Source organism: Methylobacterium sp. AMS5 (genome assembly GCF_001542815.1).
Classification (GTDB): domain Bacteria; phylum Pseudomonadota; class Alphaproteobacteria; order Rhizobiales; family Beijerinckiaceae; genus Methylobacterium.
On sequence record NZ_CP006992.1, the window covers coordinates 3,512,948 to 3,532,984 of the forward strand.

The 20,037-nt window shown below is 64.0% G+C and carries 17 protein-coding genes and 3 pseudogenes; 9 read left to right on the forward strand and 11 right to left on the reverse strand.

The window, feature by feature from the left end:
• Positions 1-21 precede the first annotated feature (21 nt).
• From Y590_RS15830 to Y590_RS15850, 6 genes are all read right to left on the reverse strand, one after another.
• The gene (locus Y590_RS15830; protein ID WP_060770700.1) at positions 22-2,457 is read right to left on the reverse strand and encodes a phosphoketolase family protein; all 2,436 of its coding nucleotides are present in this window, start codon (positions 2,455-2,457) and stop codon (positions 22-24) included.
• A gap of 141 nt (positions 2,458-2,598) precedes the next feature.
• On the reverse strand, positions 2,599-3,045 hold the full coding sequence (locus Y590_RS25820; protein WP_083530873.1) for a hypothetical protein: 447 nt from the start codon (positions 3,043-3,045) through the stop codon (positions 2,599-2,601).
• Positions 3,046-3,299: 254 nt separating this feature from the next.
• The gene (locus Y590_RS15835; RefSeq protein WP_015950075.1) at positions 3,300-3,533 is read right to left on the reverse strand and encodes a hypothetical protein; all 234 of its coding nucleotides are present in this window, start codon (positions 3,531-3,533) and stop codon (positions 3,300-3,302) included.
• Between the two features lie 257 nt (positions 3,534-3,790).
• Entirely contained in the window at positions 3,791-4,873 is a 1,083-nt protein-coding gene (locus tag Y590_RS15840; protein WP_060770701.1) for an AraC family transcriptional regulator, read from the reverse strand.
• A gap of 544 nt (positions 4,874-5,417) precedes the next feature.
• Positions 5,418-5,828, reverse strand: coding sequence for a hypothetical protein (locus Y590_RS15845; protein WP_286161760.1), 411 nt, complete (start codon positions 5,826-5,828; stop codon positions 5,418-5,420).
• Between the two features lie 38 nt (positions 5,829-5,866).
• On the reverse strand, positions 5,867-6,988 hold the full coding sequence (locus tag Y590_RS15850) for an AraC family transcriptional regulator (RefSeq protein ID WP_060770703.1): 1,122 nt from the start codon (positions 6,986-6,988) through the stop codon (positions 5,867-5,869).
• Positions 6,989-7,103: 115 nt separating this feature from the next.
• Here Y590_RS15850 and Y590_RS27690 point away from each other — a divergent pair, with 115 nt between their 5' ends.
• From Y590_RS27690 to Y590_RS15855, 3 genes are all read left to right on the forward strand, one after another.
• Positions 7,104-7,475, forward strand: coding sequence for a hypothetical protein (locus Y590_RS27690; protein WP_144439983.1), 372 nt, complete (start codon positions 7,104-7,106; stop codon positions 7,473-7,475).
• Positions 7,476-7,746: 271 nt separating this feature from the next.
• Complete coding sequence (locus Y590_RS25825) at positions 7,747-8,178, forward strand: phospholipase A2 family protein (RefSeq protein ID WP_083530874.1); 432 nt, start codon at positions 7,747-7,749, stop codon at positions 8,176-8,178.
• A 238-nt stretch (positions 8,179-8,416) separates the two neighbouring features.
• Entirely contained in the window at positions 8,417-8,938 is a 522-nt protein-coding gene (locus Y590_RS15855) for a hypothetical protein (protein WP_201026740.1), read from the forward strand.
• 204 nt (positions 8,939-9,142) lie between these two features.
• Here the strand turns inward: Y590_RS15855 and Y590_RS15860 are convergent.
• Positions 9,143-9,840: pseudogene (locus Y590_RS15860) on the reverse strand (STAS domain-containing protein); the annotation flags it as partial.
• Positions 9,841-10,100: 260 nt separating this feature from the next.
• Between Y590_RS15860 and Y590_RS15865 the strand changes: the two are divergent.
• Positions 10,101-10,526, forward strand: coding sequence for a hypothetical protein (locus tag Y590_RS15865; RefSeq protein WP_060770705.1), 426 nt, complete (start codon positions 10,101-10,103; stop codon positions 10,524-10,526).
• Between the two features lie 180 nt (positions 10,527-10,706).
• Here the strand turns inward: Y590_RS15865 and Y590_RS15870 are convergent, their stop codons facing one another.
• On the reverse strand, positions 10,707-11,228 hold the full coding sequence (locus tag Y590_RS15870; protein WP_060770706.1) for a GNAT family N-acetyltransferase: 522 nt from the start codon (positions 11,226-11,228) through the stop codon (positions 10,707-10,709).
• Between the two features lie 432 nt (positions 11,229-11,660).
• On the opposite strand from Y590_RS15870, the gene Y590_RS15875 reads away from it, so the two are divergent.
• The 3 genes from Y590_RS15875 (at position 11,661) to Y590_RS15885 (ending at position 13,412) form a co-directional block, all read left to right on the forward strand.
• Entirely contained in the window at positions 11,661-12,635 is a 975-nt protein-coding gene (locus tag Y590_RS15875; protein WP_060770707.1) for a phosphate acetyltransferase, read from the forward strand.
• Positions 12,636-12,638: 3 nt separating this feature from the next.
• Positions 12,639-12,842: a hypothetical protein gene (locus tag Y590_RS15880; RefSeq protein ID WP_060770708.1), complete on the forward strand. Its 204-nt coding sequence runs from the start codon at positions 12,639-12,641 to the stop codon at positions 12,840-12,842.
• Positions 12,843-12,917: 75 nt separating this feature from the next.
• Positions 12,918-13,412, forward strand: a complete 495-nt coding sequence (locus tag Y590_RS15885; protein ID WP_060770709.1) for a hypothetical protein — start codon at positions 12,918-12,920, stop codon at positions 13,410-13,412.
• Positions 13,413-13,785: 373 nt separating this feature from the next.
• On the opposite strand, the gene ppk2 is transcribed toward Y590_RS15885, so the two are convergent.
• The 3 genes from ppk2 to Y590_RS15900 are packed head-to-tail and all read right to left on the reverse strand — an operon-like array spanning position 13,786 to position 18,979.
• A complete protein-coding gene (gene ppk2 / locus Y590_RS15890; RefSeq protein WP_060772318.1) occupies positions 13,786-14,628 on the reverse strand; it encodes a polyphosphate kinase 2 in 843 nt (280 codons plus the stop codon).
• Positions 14,629-14,669: 41 nt separating this feature from the next.
• Positions 14,670-17,861, reverse strand: coding sequence for an efflux RND transporter permease subunit (locus Y590_RS15895; protein WP_060770710.1), 3,192 nt, complete (start codon positions 17,859-17,861; stop codon positions 14,670-14,672).
• 5 nt (positions 17,862-17,866) lie between these two features.
• Positions 17,867-18,979 carry an efflux RND transporter periplasmic adaptor subunit gene (locus Y590_RS15900; protein ID WP_060772319.1) on the reverse strand — a complete coding sequence of 371 codons (1,113 nt, stop codon included), beginning with the start codon at positions 18,977-18,979 and terminating at the stop codon, positions 17,867-17,869.
• Between the two features lie 402 nt (positions 18,980-19,381).
• Here Y590_RS15900 and Y590_RS15905 point away from each other — a divergent pair.
• Together Y590_RS15905 and Y590_RS15910 are read left to right on the forward strand one after the other, a co-directional pair.
• Positions 19,382-19,654: pseudogene (locus Y590_RS15905) on the forward strand (leucine zipper domain-containing protein); the annotation flags it as partial.
• Positions 19,655-19,716: 62 nt separating this feature from the next.
• Positions 19,717-20,019, forward strand: a pseudogene (locus tag Y590_RS15910) (transposase); the annotation flags it as partial.
• Positions 20,020-20,037 lie beyond the last annotated feature (18 nt).

Consider the following 20,037-nt stretch of genomic DNA (forward strand, 5'->3'; position numbering starts at 1 on the left):
CGCCGGTCGAAGCGCCCCTCCTCACACATTGTCGCTCTCCGTCGAGCCGAGACCGCGCGTCGTCGCCATCGGACTCCAAGACCAGCCGGATACTTCCGGCATGTCGTCGCCGTGCCGATGAATGTACGCGCGATGGTCGATCAGCTTGTCCCGGATTGCCTGCTTGGCGTAGGCCGCCCGAGCGGCCAGGCCCGGCACGCGGTCGATGACATCGCTGACCAGATGGAACCGATCCATGTCGTTCATCACGCACATGTCGAACGGCGTGCTCGTCGTGCCTTCCTCTTTGTAGCCACGCACATGGACGTTGCTGTGTCCGTGACGTCGGTAAATCAGCCGGTGAATGAGCCACGGATACCCGTGAAAGGCGAAGACGACCGGCTTGTCCGTCGTGAACAGAGCATCAAAATCCTGATCTGACAGGCCGTGTGGATGCTCCGTGTCGGGCTGCAGCTTCATCAGGTTCACGACGTTGATGACGCGAACCTTGAGATCCGGCGCGTGGCAGCGGAGGAGGTCGACGGCCGCGAGCGTCTCAAGGGTCGGCACATCCCCGCAGCACGCCATCACGACGTCCGGCTCGCTGCCGCGGTCGTTGCTCGCCCATTCCCAGATCCCAAGCCCGGCCGTGCAGTGCTTGACCGCCTGATCCATCGTGAGCCACTGGGGTGCCGGCTGTTTACCCGCGACGACGACGTTGACGTAGTTGCGGCTTCGCAAGCAGTGGTCGGTTACAGAAAGCAGACAATTCGCATCCGGCGGCAAGTAGACACGAACGACCTCGGCTTTCTTGTTCACGACATGGTCGATGAAGCCTGGGTCCTGATGACTGAACCCGTTGTGATCCTGACGCCAGACGTGGCTGGAGAGAAGGTAGTTCAACGACCCAATGGGTCGCCGCCACGGAATATGGTTGCAGACCTTCAGCCACTTGGCGTGCTGATTGAACATCGAGTCGATGATGTGGATGAAGGCCTCGTAGCACGAGAAGAAGCCGTGCCGACCCGTCAGCAGATAGCCTTCGAGCCAGCCCTGACATTGATGCTCGCTCAGCATCTCCATCACGCGGCCGTCATGCGCGAGGTGGTCATCCCACGGATACGTCTTGGCCACCCAGGCGCGGTTGGTCACCTCGAGCGCGTCCTGCCAGCGATTTGAGTTATTCTCGTCCGGACTGAATAGCCTGAAGTTTCGCGCTTCGGCGTTCAGGTCCATGACGTCGCGGAGGAAGCGTCCCATCACGCGCGTGGACTCGGCGACGGCGGCACCGGGGGCGGTCACCGGTATTGCATAATCGTGAAAATCCGGGAGCCGCAGGTCGCGGAGCAGAGTGCCTCCATTGGTATGCGGATTGGCGCTCATGCGGCGGTCGCCCGTCGGGGCAAGCTCGGCAAGTTCGGAGCGAAGCCGGCCGCCTTCGTCGAAGAGCTCGGCGGGCCGATAAGATTGCATCCAGTCTTCGAGCATGCGCACATGGGCCGGATTGTCGTGCATCTCGCCCATGGGCACTTGGTGTGAGCGCCAGTAATCCTCTGTGCGCCGTCCATCGATTTCCTTCGGACATGTCCATCCTTTTGGCGTCCGAAGAACGATCATCGGCCAGAACGGCCGGCCCGTGAAACCCTTGTCGCGCGCGTCTGACTTGATCCGCCGAATGTCTCGCAGGACAGCATCCATGGTGGAGGCCATGCGCTGGTGCATCTCGGCCGGATCATGTCCTTCCACGAAGTAGGGGGTGTACCCGTACCCACGGAAGAGATGTTCAAGCTCCGCGTGGCTAATTCTGGCCAGTACAGTCGGGTTGGCAATCTTGTAGCCGTTGAGGTGGAGGATCGGCAGAACCGTCCCATCACTCACCGGGTTGAGAAATTTGTTCGAATGCCAGCTGGTGGCAAGAGGCCCGGTTTCGGCCTCGCCATCGCCGACGACGCAAGCGACGATGAGGTCGGGGTTGTCGAACGCAGCGCCGTAGGCGTGCGAGAGGGAATAGCCCAACTCTCCGCCTTCGTGCATCGAGCCCGGTGTTTCAGGAGCCACATGGCTCGGGATGCCGCCTGGGAAGGAGAATTGCTTGAAGAGGCGCTTCATGCCTTCAGCATCGGCGGAGATGTTCGGATAGACTTCGCTGTAAGTTCCCTCGAGGTATGCGTTGGCAATCAAAGCGGGGCCGCCATGCCCCGGCCCTGTAATATAGATAACATCAAGATCATGCTTTTTGATAAGACGATTGAGATGAACATAGATGAAATTCAAACCCGGAGTGGTGCCCCAGTGGCCGAGCAGACGCGGCTTGATGTGCTCCTTGGTCAGCCGTTCCACCAGTAGCGGGTTGTCGTAGAGGTAAATCTGACCGACCGACAAGTAATTTGCCGCCCGCCAATAGGCATCGATCAGGGTCAGCTCGGATGTCCGCGCCGTGCGCTTGGGCTGCCGCCGAGCTTTGAGGATCGCGTCCATCTGGCTGCCTCGCTTCGGTGCTGGGTCGACTCTGGCGCGAAGCGGCGGGCTTGTTCCGGGTGGAGGCCTTGGGCATCAGCATGCCGCACGCTTCCAGCTGCGGTAGCGCGTCGTTTCGCCAAAGACCGGACGCGCGGCGCCTCAATACGAGGCACAGGTGCCGGTATACGCATCGTAATAGGCGTAGGGCCCGCAGCCTCCGTAGCCGCTCCGATACCCGTAGTAGCCAGCGGCGGCGGCCGCACCGACCCCGGCCGCGGCGAGCCCGTAGCCATAGGGACGATAGCCACCCCAACCATAGCCGCCACGGACAACGTAGCCCCGGCCGACCCGACCGCCGCCCCAACCGGGGCGTCCGGCAATGGGACGTCCCGCCCCCCAACCGGGCCGGCCGGCAATCGGGCCTGCAGCCCCCCAGCCTGGCCGCCCAATTCCGCCGCGCAAACCGCCACCGTGGAAACCACCACCGCCGCGGAAGCCACCGCCGTGGAAGCCGCCGCCACCACCGCGGAAGCCCCGCGCATCGGCCGCCACACCGGTCAGGATCAGGGCCGCGAAGGCGGCGGATGAGATCAGGAGCGCTTTCATGAGGTCGTCTCCCTGCCGGAGGACACCACGTCGAGGTGAGCCAAGTCGAGGTGAGCCACGTCGAGGTGAGCCAAATCGAGGTGAGCCAAATCGAGGTGAGCCAAGTCGGATTCGGTCGTGCGACGACGCAGTGGGTCCGTACAGCATCAACCGTTTGGTGCAGAGAACGCTAGCACCGGGCCGGGCGCCTCGCTTGATCTGACAGGACAGGCACAGGTCACGATGCGGCGCACTCAAAGAGAAGCCAGCAGGAGTCAGATGCTGAGCTGTGCAACCTCGATCAGGACATCCTCAAGATAGGCCTTGATTCGGCCGATCTCGGTCGCGCTCGGCCCCATGATGCTGAACCCGATCAACTCGCCGCGCGCATGTACCCTGCGGATCAGGGATTCCGCTTTCGTAGCCACCTCGCGCTCGGTCTGCGCGCGGAGGATGCTGCCGGTCTCGGTGGTCGTGATGCGAATTTCGAAGCCAGGCTTTTCAATCATGACTTCACCATGAAATAACCAGCCTGAGGCAAAATCTTGTCCACTAAGATGAAGGAAAGCCCTCCTACATCATTCTATATCATCGGCACATCGAGGATTTGGGCGACAATCTCCCGACGGATGGTCGGATGTGAGGGACTTTCTTGATGATTACGCTCAGATCCTGCTCGCTTATCATGCTCGTCGGCATCAGGAGTGCACGGCACCGGCACGAACGCGCTGCCTTATCCGAGCCTTCTGCCGAGGAGGGGAGGATCTTATTGGTGTTCCTCGCGCTTCGTCTCGGAATGGTTTCCCTGCCTCCATGAGCTGGGCGTCTTGCCTGCCCAGCGTCGGAAGGCGTGTGTGAAGGCGGCGGGCTCCGAGAAGTCCAGGACGGCCGAGATCTCCGTCATGCTCATTTTGGTATCGGCCAAAAGGCGTTTGGCCACCCGGAATTGCGCCTCGTTGGCAAGCTGCTTGAAGCTTGTCCCTTCGGCCTTCAAGCGGCGGCTCAAGGTGCGGCGACCGAGCGACAGGCGAAGCGCCGTCTTCATCACGTCGCAACGCTTCCGGATCACCTCGGCGCGCAGGTGCTGACGAAGCCCGTCCTTCAGCGTGGAGGGTCGTGCCGATTCAAGCCGGCGAATACGATCCTCCACTCTGCGGCGCAGGACCGGATCGGCTCCAGCGATGCGCCGCTTGAGGAGGCTGGCCGGGAAGACCAAGGCGGCCGTCTCCTGATCGAACCGGACGGGTGCTCGAAAGAACTGGCTATAAGGCGTCGTGCTGGTCGGAGCAGAGCGCGGCAGCAGAACTTCCAACGGGGCCCAATCAGACCCGCACAGCGCCCGAAGGATGTTTGTCGCTGTGGCCAGCGCCCGATCCGAATGGTGGACAGCACCCTCGGCTCCCGGCTCATACGGGCAGTAGGTGAGGACGGCCACGTCGTTGTCGATGCCGAGGCCGACCACCGCACCCCGATTCAGCATGCCCAAATACGCTTCGAGAGCCCGCAAGGCATCGCCGATGGTGTCCGAGTTGTTCAACAGCAGGCCGAGAAGCCCGAGGGAGGTGATGGTGGTCCTTTGCCCAATGAGGAGCCCCAAATGAGGGCAGCGGGTGCGCTCAACCGCTATGGCAATCAGGCGGCCGAGGGCGCTGTACGGAACGAGCTTGCCATGACACTCGAAGAGCCTCGGATCGAGCCCTGCCTCGACCATGAGGGTGTCGGGATCCGCTTCGAGTTCGACGAGGACGGCGTAGATCGCTTGAGCGACCCTGAGGTGCGCCAAGCCGACGGGAAGCAGGTTCTCAGGTGGGCTGGGGTATCCGGTTGCCAAAGCGGCATAAGAAAACATAGCAAGATCCTCCTATTCGGGGGCCAAGCTGATTCGGATAACTCAAGTTAGCTTTGTGCAATTTAGTGCGTTCGCGATGGATCTTCTTGATCGAAACGGTCATCGCGTTCGTGAAAACGTGGCTGGCTCCAGTCGGCAGCCAAAACCTGGCCGGTGTACAAACTCAGGCTGCGTGACAATGGCGGGGTGAGCGAGCGGCCCGAGTCGGCCGATCGGACGGCGGCTTCTGCCGCAAGTGGATAGTAGACGGCTACGACCGTTGACTAATAATTATATAATATGCCCGCAACTGTTCGGATACGACACAAGAGTATCAGAAATTACTAGAACCTTGCCATTGATCTGCGTGCCACGCAGCTTTGTGCCGAAGCTCGCGCGGCAATTTTTTTTAAGAGACCGGTCGTCGATGGCGTGAAATCGACGATCCGCTGCGCCTTTAGGCCGCCAAGCTCAACAGACTCGCGGATTAGGGGAAAAAAATATCTGCGATATCAATTGCCGGAAGAGAATCAACTCAATAAAACTATATTTCGACTGCTGCGACTCATTGCGAGCAGCGTTGGTAGCCTGTACCCGCCGGGTCTTGCTCATTGTAATAGCGCTTTAGGGGGCCGTTCGAATGAGGCATCATGTAAACCCTGACCTCCTGAGCGGCCACGGCGTTCGCACAGTCGAGAACGAGAAGCTGGCGGTCCCCGGTCGGTCGAACCGACTTGATGCTGCACGTCGCCATGGGGGTCTTCAGGCGCTTTCCTGAGACGATGAAGGCCGGAGCGAAAATGTCGATCGGCTTCTTGAACGCCCCACCTTTGCCCGCGGATGAAAAGACATCCGTACAGTCGCGCCCTTCCAGTACCCAAGCGCCCTGATAGGCAGACAAACCGGGGCCTGCTGCCAACGCATCCGACACACCAGCCGAGGCTGCAAGGCTTAGCCCGAGTGCTGCGACACCCATGAGACGTACAGTTCGCATCACCACCTCCTGCGTAAGCTCTATCGGACCGGCTGCTGAGTCTGTGCGGAGTCGAAATTTTCGTCCTGCTCTCGACCAAGGCACTTCGATTGATGCTCTCGCCGCCATGTACTGGGCGCAAAGCCTGACCAGCGCCGGAACGCATGGCTAAAGGCGGCGGGCTCGGAGAAATCCAAGGCCGCCGAGATCTGCGCCATGCTCATTCTGGTATTGACTAGGAGTTGCTTGGCGACTGAGAACTGCGCTTCGTTAGCGATTTGCTTGAACGTCGTGCCCTCGGCTTTCAGCCGACGACGCAGGGTACGGGGGGGGACCAGTCGCAGTCGCGCCACATGCGCGGCCTTACAGCGCTGCCGCATCACCTGGGCTTGGAGGTACTCGCGAAGCTTGTCCTTCAGCGTGGAAGGCTGTTCGGACTCAAGCTTGCGGATGCGATCCTCAACTCTCCCGCGGGCCGCCGGGTCCGCCCCCTTGATGCGCCGTTCAAGGATTAGAGTTGGAAACACCAACGCGGCCGTTTCTTGGTCATACCGCACGGGCGCCCGAAAGAAGCTGATGTAAGGCGCTGTGTCACGTGGCGCGGAGCGCGGCAACAGCACTTCTAATAGAGCCGCATCGGAGCCATCCAACGCCCGAACGACGTTCGTAATTGTGGCGAGGGCCCTCTCCGATTGGAGAGCCGTGCTCTCGGCTTCCGAGCCATAAGGACAGTAGCTGAGAACGGCCACCTCACTGTCGATATCGAGTCCGACGACTGCGCCCCAGTTCCGCACACCAGCATGCGCTTCAAGAGCCCGCAAAGCGCCGCCGATGGTGTCCGAGTGGCGCATGAGCAGGCCAAGTAGCCCGAGCGAGGCCAATGTCGCGCGCTGTCCAACAAGGAGCCCGAGATGGTGACAACCCGTCCTCTCGGCTCCCAGAGCGATCAGGCGACCGAGAGAAACGTATGGGACAGGGGTCCTGCCGCCGTCGAAGGTCAGAGGATCAAGCCCCGCCTCGGCGAGCAGTTCGTCCAAATTGGCGCCCAGTTCGACGAGAGTGAGGTAGACCGCTTGCGCGACCCCGGGGCGAGTCAAGCCAATGAGAGATGGCCTCTCGTGCGATCGGATGTCTCCAACGACCGCGGGCGGGCGTTGGCGCACAATTGAACCTGATTTCTCGGACGACGACGTGATGTGCCCCCCTGATTCGAGGCCAAGCCTGCGTACTTATGCTTGTATTATTTAACATTGCAATGATCATTTCATACGAATTGCCTTGGGAGAGCGTAATTTTCATTCCCCCTCGGGCACAAACTTCAATCACGCCACCATTGTCGTCGGATCGACGCTCGCCCGTCGTGAAGACCACGGCAGCCGCCCTGAATACGAGCAGGCTCCAGGCCACCCACGTTGCCTCGACGAGGCCACGAAGGGCGACCGCTTCTGGGCCTATGTCACCGACAGCCTGTCACCTGTGTTGAAGCCCGGCGATACGATGATCCTGGACGATTACGGAGCTCAGAAGGAGGTGGGCAAGCGCGACAGCATCCAAACTGCCGGCGTGCAGTTGCTGCTCAGATTTACGGCCCTTTTCCCTGGAGATCATACGTCAACTTTAAATCGTTTCGATCACGCAATCGTAATTTAGAGGTTTTCAGCCACCCTCCAGATAAATAGCAGCACAAAGCTTGGAACTGATCGAATAAGCCGAGCCAAACAGTGGCTCGCTGCACATGCTCCACGCCGCCGCCGAAATGACAGCATCCGTTTGCAAAGACTTCGCTCAATGTCCTCTTGGATCAAGCAACGCGATCGAGGCTGTCATACGATCCGAGCGACGTATTCTGGGACTGCCGTTCCTACGGATCGGCATCTCGGCGTGCCCCGGGCCGCACCCACATGTCGCGAGGTCAAAAGCCATGACCCTCAGGATTTTACCGCCCCTTCTACTTGTCGCATGCCTGGCCTCGCCCGCGCTTGCTCAGTCGGCGATTGACCGGGGCCAGCCAGCGGCCCTCATCCATGGCAACTATTGCGGGCTCGGCAATAACGCGCCGCGGCCGCCGATCGATGCGCTTGATGCCGCCTGCGCGCGCCACGACGCCTGCACTCCTGCCGGCGGCCTGCCGTCGCCAGCCTGCAATCTGCGGTTCAAGCGCGAGACGGCATTCATTTCGCGTGATCCGCGACAGCCCGACGACCTGCGCGCGTTGGCAGGCTTCATGTCCGCCAGCGCGGCTCTTCTACCCTTCGATCCAGTTGCCCCGGTCGTTGGCACCAGCATGCCGGCATCCGGTCCGTATGGACCATCTTCGCCCGGTCCATACCGGCCCGCCTACTACGCCTATTAGAGCCGTATCCGCCCCGATCGCATCCAGTCGGCGCCTCCAAACTGCTGTTGAGAGGCGCCGTTTTTGGACAAGCCAGCCCCCTTCTCGTCGGAATGCGCTCTTGCGTCGTCGCGGAGCCCGCCGGTTGCCAACAAGGATCGGGCTGGCGCCTGCGGATGATCTCGATCCTAAAATCAAGCAATCCGAGGATCGTCGAAACACCCAATACCGCTCAGTGGGTGTGAGCATGGAGGATGCGATGCAAAAACTTGCTTTGGTGTCGCTGGCAGCACTCGGAATGGGTGCGCTGATCGCCGCGGATACCGCTGAGGCCCGTGGTGGCTTTGGCGGCGGTGGCTTCCGAGGCGGCGGATTCGGCGGTGCCGGCTTCCGCGGCGGCGGTGGCTTTGGCGGCGGATTCCGGGGCGGCGGATTCAGTGGTGGCGGCTTTCGCGGTGGCGGTGCCGTCGCAGGCGGCTGGCGCGGCGGCGTTGGCGGCTATCGTGGCGTGGTCGGTGGCTACCGCGGCGGTTTCTACGGCGGGCGCGGCTTCTACGGCGGTCGTGGCTACGGCTACCGCGGGTACGGCTATCGGGGCTACGGATACGGCGTCGGTGCCGGCCTCGCCGGTCTCGCGGTCGGCACGGCCGTCGGGGCTGCGGCCAGTAACTATTACGGCGGCTACGGCTACGACAATGCCGGCTATGGTGGCTACGCTCCCGCCGCCTATGGCTCAAGCTATCCCGCTTACGGATACGGGGGCTGTACCTGCGGCTACTAATTCCACCGCATGAGCGCCAGGCCACTCGGCGGCGGCCGCCATGCGGCGCGCCAATCCGGTGGCGGCTGCCGTGGCCTTCACGATGGGCCCGCGCCGATCCGACGACAACGGCGACGCTCTCGCCCCTCCTGTCGGCCGTCGACCGGGAATCAGATCACGCTACGTAGGAAAATCCCAGCTGACTCAGCGAGATCGCCGACATTTCTAGTCAGGCGTTGAGGACGCCAGGAGCGCCTTGTAGCGCTCGATGGCGGTTCGCGCGTTGAACAACAGGCGGTCCGGTCCGAGTTCCTGATCCAAACCGGCGCGCCACACCCTGTTCAGGACGTCGGGGTTGAGGCCTACGAGCCAAAACGTCATGCTGGTCCGCCGGGCACCATCCCGCAGCATCTGCAGCGCTGAATACTCGATGTCGGGCACACGGCTGAGGTCGAGGGCGACGATACGCGGCTTGTACTCGGCAATGAGCGCCCGGATCCGGTCTGCCACGTTCTGCGCGTTGGCAAAGTACAGGCGCCCCTCCGGGCGCAGGATCAGGAGGCCGACGAACGTCTCGTCATCGGGGTGCCCGGCGACAGGGGGCGCAGCACATCTGCGCCGTGCTTGCGGGCGATGATAGAGATGCGGGGATGGGCCGTTTGGAGGCCCAGGCCGACCAGCGAGAGGACGATGGCGACGGTGATACCCTGAAGCGTCCCAAAGACGAGCACCCCGATCCCCGCCACGATTGCCCAGTGGAACTCCATCCGCCGCACTTTGAAGATGTCCCGGAACTCCGCTGGCTGGATGAGGCTGGCCGAGTAAACGATCACGACCGCCGCGAGGGTTGCCTGCGGCAGGAGGCCCAGGACCGGCGACAGGAGCAGCATCGTCGCGAGGGCAAGCGCGGCCGTCACGACTGCTCCTGGGGACGACAGGGCCGGGAAGAGACCAGCGCGCAGCCAGAATGATGTCGCCGCAGCGATACACGAAGCCAGTGACCCACGAATGCGTCAGCGAGCAGGTTTCACCGGCTGTCCTCCGGGATCAAGCAACGCTGCAGACTCGGTAGTAGGAACCGGTCGACCAGAGTTCTGGACCCGAGCAGGTCACGGGTCCGGTCACGCCGGCGGGGACTGATGCGCCTCACCTCCATGTTGTCCTCCTGCGAGGAAACAACGTTATGAAAACTCTCCTGATTGCGTCTGCGGCTTTCGCGGCCCTGATCCTGACCAGCGTCACGGCAGATGCGCGCGGATTCCGTGGCGGCGGAGGCGGAGGCTTCCGGGGCGGCGGCATCCATGGTGGCGGCTTTCACGGTGGCCGGGCGGGCGGATTCCGCGGTGGGGCTGGTGGCTATCGCCAAGGCGTGGCCGGCTATCGCGGCGGCTATGGTCGCGTCGGCCGCTACGGTCACAGAGGGGTCGGCCGCTACGGCTACGGCTATGGCCGCTACGGTTACGGCCGCTATGGATACCGTCCCGGATACGGGCTCGCCGCGGCCGGGGTCGGAGCTGCTGCGGCCGCCGGTTATTACGGCTCGACCTACGGCGGGTGCGGGCGATACGCCTTCTACGACCAGTATTCGGGCACTTGCCGCCCCTACTGACCCACAAGCCCAGACGATTGCGTCCGGATTCAGCGTCTCTGGATCTCTGTTTCGACGCGCATTTTCGACGGACCGGTTTCCACTTTGTCGGAATGCGCTCTCGGTCACGGGCCCGCAGCCGCGTGCCCGTGATGACGGTCATCCGTGCCAAATCTCATGGGCTCACGATTCCAGGCGTGCTCAGGTTAGCCGAAGCACCAAGTGGACCGCGTCCGCATCGCGTCGGCTGCTCAGCGGTAGCCCGGTTCGTTCGAACAGCTTCAGCATCGGAGCGTTTTCGGGCAAAACCTCCGCGGTCAGTTCCGTGAGCCCTACAGCCCGGGCGATGTCCACGAGGTGCCGCACCAGCGCGGCACCGATGCCGCGCCGCTGATATTCGTCGACCACGGTGAACGCCACTTCGGCCTGACCTGGCCGCGTCGCGACATAGCGGGCGCCGCCGACGATCGTCTGTTCGCCATCCTCGTCCGCGGTCGCGACCAAGGCCACCTGCTCCCTGAAATCGACGTTGAGGAAGAACGCAATCTTCTTGTCGGTGAAGTGGCGCTTCGCAGCGAAGAAGCGGCGATAGAGCGATTGGGCGCTTGTGTGGTCGATGGCTGCCAGCATCCGCTCCCGGTCATCCGGCCGAAGCGCGCGGATCTCCAAGGCGCGCCCATCGCAAAGACGCTCGACGGCCGAGTAGCATGACAGGTCTCCCATGACATCGCTCCTTTCGGGATTGCCGCCGTCGGCTGTCACGCCGCCGTCTCCGATGGGAAGTTGACACTCGTCATCTGCGTTGCAAGCGGCTGTCCCGGCAATATTGCACAAATGTTCTTCAGCCAGAATGAAGACCATCCCATAAGATGGGGTGCGCCGTTGTTGCGGAGGTGGCCCAAAACATGCCGCGGCGCACATCGCTGTGCATGATCAAACGCAGGAAGATGGCCCGAGAAGAATTCGGATCGCCTACGCGGCCAGCGACGTCGGCCGCCGATCCGTCCCGTCCGATCAAGCCGCCTGATCCCAAGAGCGTATGAGTTGGCGGTCCTCGTCTCCGCGGCGCAGGCGACGAGGCACCTGTGCGAGAGGTCACGCCCGTCGCACGGGACCGCTCCGGATCCTTTCCTTGAACTGTCAGAGGAGGCCAGGGTGTCGATTGCGACCATCGAACAGGCAGCGGTCGAAACCCGCGGACACGAGAAATATGACCGTCTGATCGTGGCTGCCCAGGCGCTGCCGAGGCTTCAGGTTGCCGTCGTACATCCCTGCGACGCGGCCACACTGGGGGCGGCACGCGAAGCCTCCGCGCTCGGAATCGTCGAACCGATTCTGGTGGGTCCACTGGGAAAGATCGCCGCCGCCGCAGCCGCACTCGATGCGGATATCGGCGGCTTCCGGCTGGTCGACGCCGCTCACAGCCACGAGGCCGCTCAGAAGGCCGTGGCTCTCGTGCGCGCCGGCGAGGCCGAGTCCCTCATGAAGGGGAGCCTCCACACCGACGAGTTGATGGCCGCGGTGGTGCGCCGGGACGGCGGCCTACGGACGGCCCGCCGCGTCAGCCACTGCTTCGTCATGGACGTGCCGGGCCATGCGACGCCCCTGATCATTACGGACGCCGCGGTCAACATCGCGCCCTCTCTGGAGGAAAAGCGCGACATCACGCAGAACGCCATCGACCTCGCACAAGCCCTTGGCGTCGAGTCGGTGCGGGTCGCCATCCTGTCGGCCACGGAGAGCGTCAACGCGAAGATGCCCTCGACCCTCGATGCCGCGGCCCTCTGCAAGATGGCCGACCGGGGTCAGATCACCGGCGGCATCCTCGACGGCCCTCTTGCCCTCGATAATGCCATCGACCTCGAAGCGGCTCGGATCAAGAAGATCCACTCACCGGTGGCCGGCCAAGCCAACGTTCTCGTGGTCCCCGATTTGGAAGCCGGCAACATGCTGGCCAAGAGCTTGACCTTCCTGGCCCGTGCGGACGCGGCCGGGATCGTGCTCGGGGCCAGGGTCCCGATCATCCTGACGAGCCGGGCCGACTCTCGGCTCACGCGTCTCGCCTCCTGTGCGGTCGCCTCACTGTTCGCCGCCGCCCAGCGCGCCCACCGGTCCCTGCCGGAGGTCTAGGCGATGACCTCGGTCCTGCTTGTACTGAACGCAGGCTCTTCGAGCCTCAAATTCCAAGTGTTCGCCTTCGGTGAGACCGCGGATCCACGCCGCATCTTCAAGGGCGTGTTCGAGGAACTCAACGGTTCGCCCCACCTGCTGATCCGGGACGGATCACCCGAGGGCCTGGTCCCGCTGCCTGGGTCATTCCGGCGGACGAGGAGATGACGATCGCGCGCGCAACGTGCGAAGCGCTGGCCCAGGTCCAGCGCCAACCGGCCTTATGAACAACAGGAGTTCGCCATGGAAGCGCTGAAGACGAATCCACAGACCGAAGACGAGCTTGGCGACGAGAGCTTCATGTCCGCCGCCGAACTCGGCGCTTATACGGCCAAACTGAAGGCCGCGAAGGCCCTGCAGACCGAGGATCGAGCCGAAGAGGCGCGGGCCGAGCTCATCAAGACTCTGTCCGAGACCATCGAGGTCACGCCTAAGAAGGTGCACGAGATCATGACGTCGCTCTTGTACAAGCTCCGGATCGCGGCCGAGCAGGGCAAGAACGAACTTCTCGTGATGCGTTTCCCGAACGTGATGTGCAGTGACGGCGGACGGGCCATCAACAATTTCGAGAGCGGTTGGCCCGAGACCCTGACCGGACGCCCGCGTCAAGCTTTCGAGTTCTGGCGGGACCGCCTGCAGCCGGCCGGCTACGGTCTGAAGGCCGTGATCGTCAACTTTCCCGACGGCATGCCGGGTGACGTGGGCTTCTTGCTCACCTGGGAGACACGCAGCGCATAGGTTCCACCGATCTTCAGGATGGTAGCCATGGCCGCGCGATAACGACGGGCTTAGTCCGACAAGGTGGGCAGGCCGTTGCGCCGCGTCTTCGACGGGGGCTGATTGTCGACGCGCCGGTTCCAACAGCCGGTCAACCCCGCGCCGGTGCGCCGCGAAGCTCTCCTGGCGTCGGTACCGAGCTGACCGGCATGACCGTCGACGTCGACGATGGGCTACAAGTGCCTCACGAGAGGCCCGGACACAGGCGCCCTCCCTCTCGCGCTGGCGGCGCAGTGGGCGTTTTTTGTGAGAAACGCAGCTTCATGCCCTGCCGGCGCTCGGCCGCGCCTCGACCCCCGGCATTGCCCCGGAGCTTGCAGGCGGGATCCCAAACTCAGTACCTTTCGGTGACGAAGCGCCTATTCCTGAGGGTATCGTCGTACGCATCCTCTTTGCTGCGCTTCGGCAGCATCACCGCATCGTGCTTCTGTTCCCTGGAGGGGATCAGGCGGAGGAGGTGAGTGATGCAGTTGAGGCGCGCCCGCCGCTTGTCGTCGGAGCGGACGATGTGCCAGGGAGCGTCGTCCGTGTCGGTGGCTGCCAGCATCGCATCGCGCGCCTTCGAGAACGCGTACCAGCGCTCGTAGGATTCGAGGTCCATCGAGCTCAGCTTCCACTGCCGGAGGGGATCCTCGATCCGTGCCAGGAAGCGCCGCTTCTGCTCCTGCTTTCCAACCTCCAGCCAGAACTTGATGAGCTGGGTCCCACCATCGACGATGAAGCGCTCGATCCGCGGGCAGAGGTCGAGGAACCGGCGATACTCCGCGTCGTTGCAGAAGCCCATGACGCGCTCGACGCCCGCCCGGTTGTACCAGCTACGGTCGAAGATCACGATCTCGCCGGCCGCCGGGAAATGCTCGATGTAGCGCTGGATGAACATCTGTGACTTCTGCCGGTCCGTTGGTGCCGGCAGCGCAACGACGCGGAACACGCGCGGGCTGACCCGCTCGGTGATGGCCTTGATCGTCCCGCCTTTGCCGGCCGCATCGCGGCCCTCGAACACGATGATGATGCGGGCGCCGGTTCGCTTGACCCAATCCTGCAGATGGCACAGCTTGACCTGTAGGGTGTGCAATTCCCTCTCGTAGTCCCTTTTCTTGAGCTTCTTGGCGGTCCCGGCCTGGGGCCGACCCGCATCGGGCTTCGTGGTCGGTATGACCTGCTCGATATCGTGCATCGTCATGCTCCCACCTGCCCGCATCGAAGGGGTCGATCGACTCACTCGGCCGGCAAGTGCTTCGGGGCGCCGCTTGCGCCTTCAGCCGGCGGTTCCGCCCGCTGTTTCGCTCCCTTGCGGCTCATAAGGCTCCAGGCCCGCTCGCGCAGGCCCTGAAACAGGACGTAGAGGGGCGGAATCACGAAGATGCCGAGGAATGACGCGGCGATCATGCCGCCGAAGACCGGCGTCCCGACATTGCGTCGGGCGAGCTGCGAGGCTCCGACAGCGATGACCAGGGGGAGCAGGCCCAGAATGAAGGCGAAGGAGGTCATCATCACCGGGCGGAAGCGCAGGCGCGCGCCTTCGGTGGCAGCCTTCTGAAGCGGAACGCCCTTCTCCCGCTGCTCCTTGGCGAACTCGACGATCAGGATGCCGTTCTTGGCAGCCAGGCCGATGAGCACGATCATGCCGATCTGTGCATAGAGATCGAGGGTGAGCTTGCCCCACACCATGGACGCGTAGGCCCCGGCGATCCCGACCGTGACCGACAGCAGCACCGGGACGGGGATGGTCCAGCTCTCGTAGAGCGCGACCAGAAACAGGAACGCGAACAGGACCGCGAAGCCCAGGATGATGGCGGTCTTGCCCTCGGCCCGCTTCTCTTGGAACGCGGTGTCCGTCCACTCGCCGCCGAAGCCCGCAGGCAGGGTCCGGGCCGCTACGCCGTCCATGGCGGCGAGCGCCTGACCGGACGAGACGCCCGGCGCGGGCGAGCCCTGGATCGTGACGGCGCGAAGGTTGTTATAGCGAATCAGCGCCGGCGGCCCCACCACGATCCGGACCTCCGCGAGCGAGCGCAGCGGCACCATCTCGCCGTCCTTGTTCCGCACGTTGATCCGATAGATGTCGTCGATCTTGGTCCGGTCTGCGGCCTCCGCCTGAACCTGCACCTGCCAGGTACGGCCGAAAAGGTTGATGTCGTTGACGTAGTAGCCGCCGAGCGAAGCCTGTAGCGCTTGAAACACGGCGCTCAGGGGCACTCCGAGAACCTGCGCCTTGTCGCGATCGATATCGAGATAGACCGATGGGTTCGTCGCCGAGAAGGTGCTGAACACACGGTTGAGCTGCGGATCCTGGTTCGCGGCCACGACCAAGCCGCGCAGGACTTGAGCGAGTTCCTTCGGATCGCCACCGCGCAGATCCTGCAGTACGTAGCTGAAGCCACCACCGGTGCCGAGACCGATGATCGGTGGAGGGGCAAGCGGTACGACCGTGCCTCCGGGGATCTCCCGGAACTGCTGGCCGAGGCGCGCAATCATGGCCGCCGCTCCGTCCGCGGCAGCCTCGCGGTCCTCGAACGGCTTGAGGGTCACGACCAGGAAGGCCGCGTTGCCCTGGGAGTAGTTGTCGATGAAGTTGAGGCCGATCACCGAGGTGGTGTCGGCAACCGCATGCTCCTGCCGCAGGATCTGCTCGGCCCGGGCCACGACCTCGGAGGTCCTCCCGACCGATGCGCCTTCCGGCAACTGCACCACGACGAAGAAGGCGCCTTGGTCGTCTTCGGGCAGGAAGCCGGTGGGGATTCGCTTCGCGAGTTCGGTCGCGCCGTAGGCCGCAGCGCCAGCGAGCACGAGGCCGAGGATCGAGAAGCGCACGATGCGCGCCACGGCGGCACCGTAGCCGTTGCTGACCCGGTCGATGGAGCGCATCACCATGCCCATGATACCCCGGCGAGGGCCGTGATGCGGGCGCAGCAGCACGCCACAGAGAGCCGGCGACAGGGTCAGCGCGTTGACCGCCGAGATGAACATCGAGACCGCGACCGCGACGGCGAACTGGCGGAAGAGCTCGCCCGAGATGCCGGGCACGAAGGCGACCGGCACGAAGACCGAGAGCAAGACCAGCGTGATGGCGATGATCGGGGCCGTGATCTCGGCCATGGCCCGCTTCGTCGCATCCCGGGGTGACAGCTCCGGATGCTCCTCCATCACGCGCTCGACGTTCTCGACCACCACGATGGCGTCATCGACGACGATCCCGATGGCGAGCACCAGGGCGAGAAGCGAGACCGAGTTCGCCGAGTAGCCAACCGCCTTGAGGACAATGAAGGTGCCGATCAAGCTGACAGGCACGGCCAGCGTCGGGATCAGCGTGGCGCGCAGGCTACCGAGGAACAGGAACACCACGATCACAACGAGCACGAAGGCCTCGACCAGGGTCTTCTGCACCTCGTGTACCGTTTCGGTGATGAAGGCGGTCGGATCGTAGGTGACCTTCCAGGCCAACCCCTCGGGGAACGTCTTCGCCAGCTCTCCGACCCGCCTCTCGACCTCTTTCAGGGTCGAGAGGGCGTTGGCGCCGGGTGACTGGTAGATCGCGATCACCGTCGCCGGGCTGCCGTTGAGCCGCGTCTCACGGTCGAGATTGGCCGCGCCGAGATCGACTCTCGCCACGTCGCCGAGGCGCAGCACCGACCCGTCCGGGTTGGTGCGCAACACGATGTTGCGGAACTGCTCCGCCGAGGTCAGGCGCCCTTGCGTCTGGATGCTGAGCTGAAGCTGCTGCTCGTCCGAGATCGGCCGGGCACCGATCCGCCCGACCGGCGCCTGAACGTTCTGGGCCTGGATCGCTCCGATGACGTCGCCCGTGGTCAGGCTGAGCCCGGTGAGCTGGTCGGTGCGCACCCAGGCTCGCATCGCGTAATCCTGCGGGCCCCACAGCGTCGCATCGCCGACGCCGGGCGTGCTCTTGATGCGGTCGAGCAGGTTGATCGTGACGTAGTTGGAGATGAACAGCGGGTCTTGGGTCGATTTTGGCGAGTAGACCGCCAGGACGCCGAGAAGGGCCGAGGATTTTTTCTTGACGGTGACGCCCTGCTTGCGAACGTCCTCGGGCAGCTTGGCGAGGGCGATCTGGACGCGGTTGTTGACGTTGACCGCATTGATGTCGGGATCGGTGCCGAGCTCGAACGAGCCGGTGAGCGTGTAGCTGCCGTCGTTGCCGCTGACGCTCTTCATGTAGATCATCTTGTCGACGCCGACGACCTGGGACTCGATCGGCTGCGCGACCGTCGATTCCACCACGTCGGCGGATGCGCCCGGATAGGTCGTGGTCACCGAGACCTGCGGCGGCACGATGTCGGGGTACTGCGCCACCGGGATCGTCAGGAGCGCCAGCGCGCCCGCGATCGAGATCACGATGGCGATCACCACCGCAAGGCGCGGCCGGTCGACGAAGATGGCGGAGAACATGGACGTCAGATCCTGCTGGCCGTCTCGCTGGCCGGGGTCGCCTGAACGAGGATCCCGGGCCGCACCCGCTGCAGCCCGTCGACGACGACGACCTCGCCGCCCGAGAGGCCCTCCGCGATGACCGCGTCCGTTCCGCTGCCGCCAGGCTCCGGTTTGACGCGCCGTATCTTGGCCCGGCTTTCCTCGACGACGAACACGTAGACGCCGCCCTGGTCGGCGATGAGGGCGGATTGCGGCACGACGACCTTCTGCTCCGGCTGCCCGGCCTGAAGGTTGACGCGCACGAGTTGCCCGTCGCGAAGCGCACCGGCCGGGTTCGGCATCGTGGCGCGCACGACGACCGTGTCGGTCGCGCGGTCGACGCTGATGTTGACGAAGTCGACCCGGCCGACCTGACCGTATTCCGAGCCGTCCTGAAAACGGATCCTGACTCCGATCTTGCTCCGGTCTGGGCGCGCCCCGCCCTGCTGGTAGCGCAGGAACTCGCGCTGACTCACCGGGAAGGTGACGTAGATCGGGTCTTGGCTGACGATCGTGGTGAGGGCGCCGCTGTCGGGCCCAACCACGTTGCCCTTGGTGACGCTGGTGCGGCCGATCTGGCCGGAAATGGGCGCGAAGATCTGCGTGTAGCCGAGATTGATCCGCGCCGTCTGGAGGCTCGCCTCGTCACCCATGACGGCGCCCTTCGCCTGGTCCCGCGCGGCGCGGGCCTGGTCTCGGGCTACAACGGTCCCGGAGCTTTTATCGAGTAGGTCTTGCGCCCGCTGCAACTGGATGGCTGCCAGGAGTTCGGCGGCCCTGGTGCGCTCGAGCGCGCCCTCGGCCTGCTTGACCGCGGCCTCGAACAGGTCCGGCTCGATCCGGTAGAGCGGCGCCCCCTCCTTGATCGGCTCTCCCTCCTTAAATTGGACGGCATCCAGAAAGCCGACAACGCGCGCGCGCACCTCGACACGACCGACCGCCTCGACGCGGCCGACGAAGTCGAGTGCCTGATCGATGGCCTTGCGTTGGGCGAAGGCCGTCCCGACGGGGACTGCAGCGGGCGCGGCCGGCTGCGCCTGCAAGCCAGTCCCAGCGACGAGGAGCAGGGCACACACCCGAGGGAGAAGGCGGAACATGGTCATCCCTCTCGTCGCCACCGTCACCCGATCAGGGCAGCTTCAGCCTCTTCTCGCAGAGTGCGAGCACTCCGGCTTGATCAAACGGGACTGAACCGCTCCGGATTCCCTGAAGGCTCCAACTTTTGAGAGGATGGCGCCCGGACGGCGACCAGCATGAAGTTGGCGCCGCGACGTGCGCTATCTTTCGAGATGGCCCACGCCTGCGCTGCGGCGGCCAGCGGCACGGCGTGGAAGAGGTCGGAAGGCGGGGGGCAGGGTCGTCTCGACCGCGAGGGACGGCGCAGAGAGCCTGTGCAGCCCGCTCAGCGGCCTCTAGATGTGAGCTTTCAGGAGGTTGTCCATCCGGCCTGAACCGAGGACGCTGGAGTTGCGAGGCTTCAGCGATCTCGGAGCGACCGGATGAACATCCACCAGAATGCGCGTTTGACGCCCTCGGGTCGAGAGCGCCTAGTGCGGCTGGCCCAGAGCGGGCTCAGCCCGAAGGCGGTGGCCGAGACGATGGGTGTATGCCCCAAGACGGTGGGCAAGTGGGTTGCCCGCTTCGAGGCCGAAGGAGCCGCCGGGCTGCAGGATCGCTCCTTGCGGCCTCACACGCTGCACCGCCCGACCCCGGTCGCGACCCAGGAAGCCATTGTGACCTTGCGCCGTCAGCGTCTGACCGGCGCGCAGATCTGATCCTCCCCCGCTTTCACGGACACCTCTGATACGCTCCTTGCGGGCGGGGAAGGTGTTTGATGGCCAAGACGAGACGCGAGTTCACCCCCGAGTTCAAACGCGAGGCGGTGGCCCTGCTGGAAAGTAGCGGCCGGCCGCAGATGCAGATCGCAGCCGAGCTCGGGATCCAACCCTCAATGCTGAGGCAGTGGCGCTCGGCGCTGATGGGTGGCTCCCCACCACCGCGAGCAGAAAGGTCACCGGGAGCCGCGCCTGCGAGCCCAGTGGCGTCCCCCTCCGACCAAGCCGCTGAGATCGCCCGTCTGCGGCGTGAACTCGACCGGACGCGCATGGAGCGCGACGTCCTAAAAAAACTAGAGCGTTTTCGGTCTGAGCTGAAT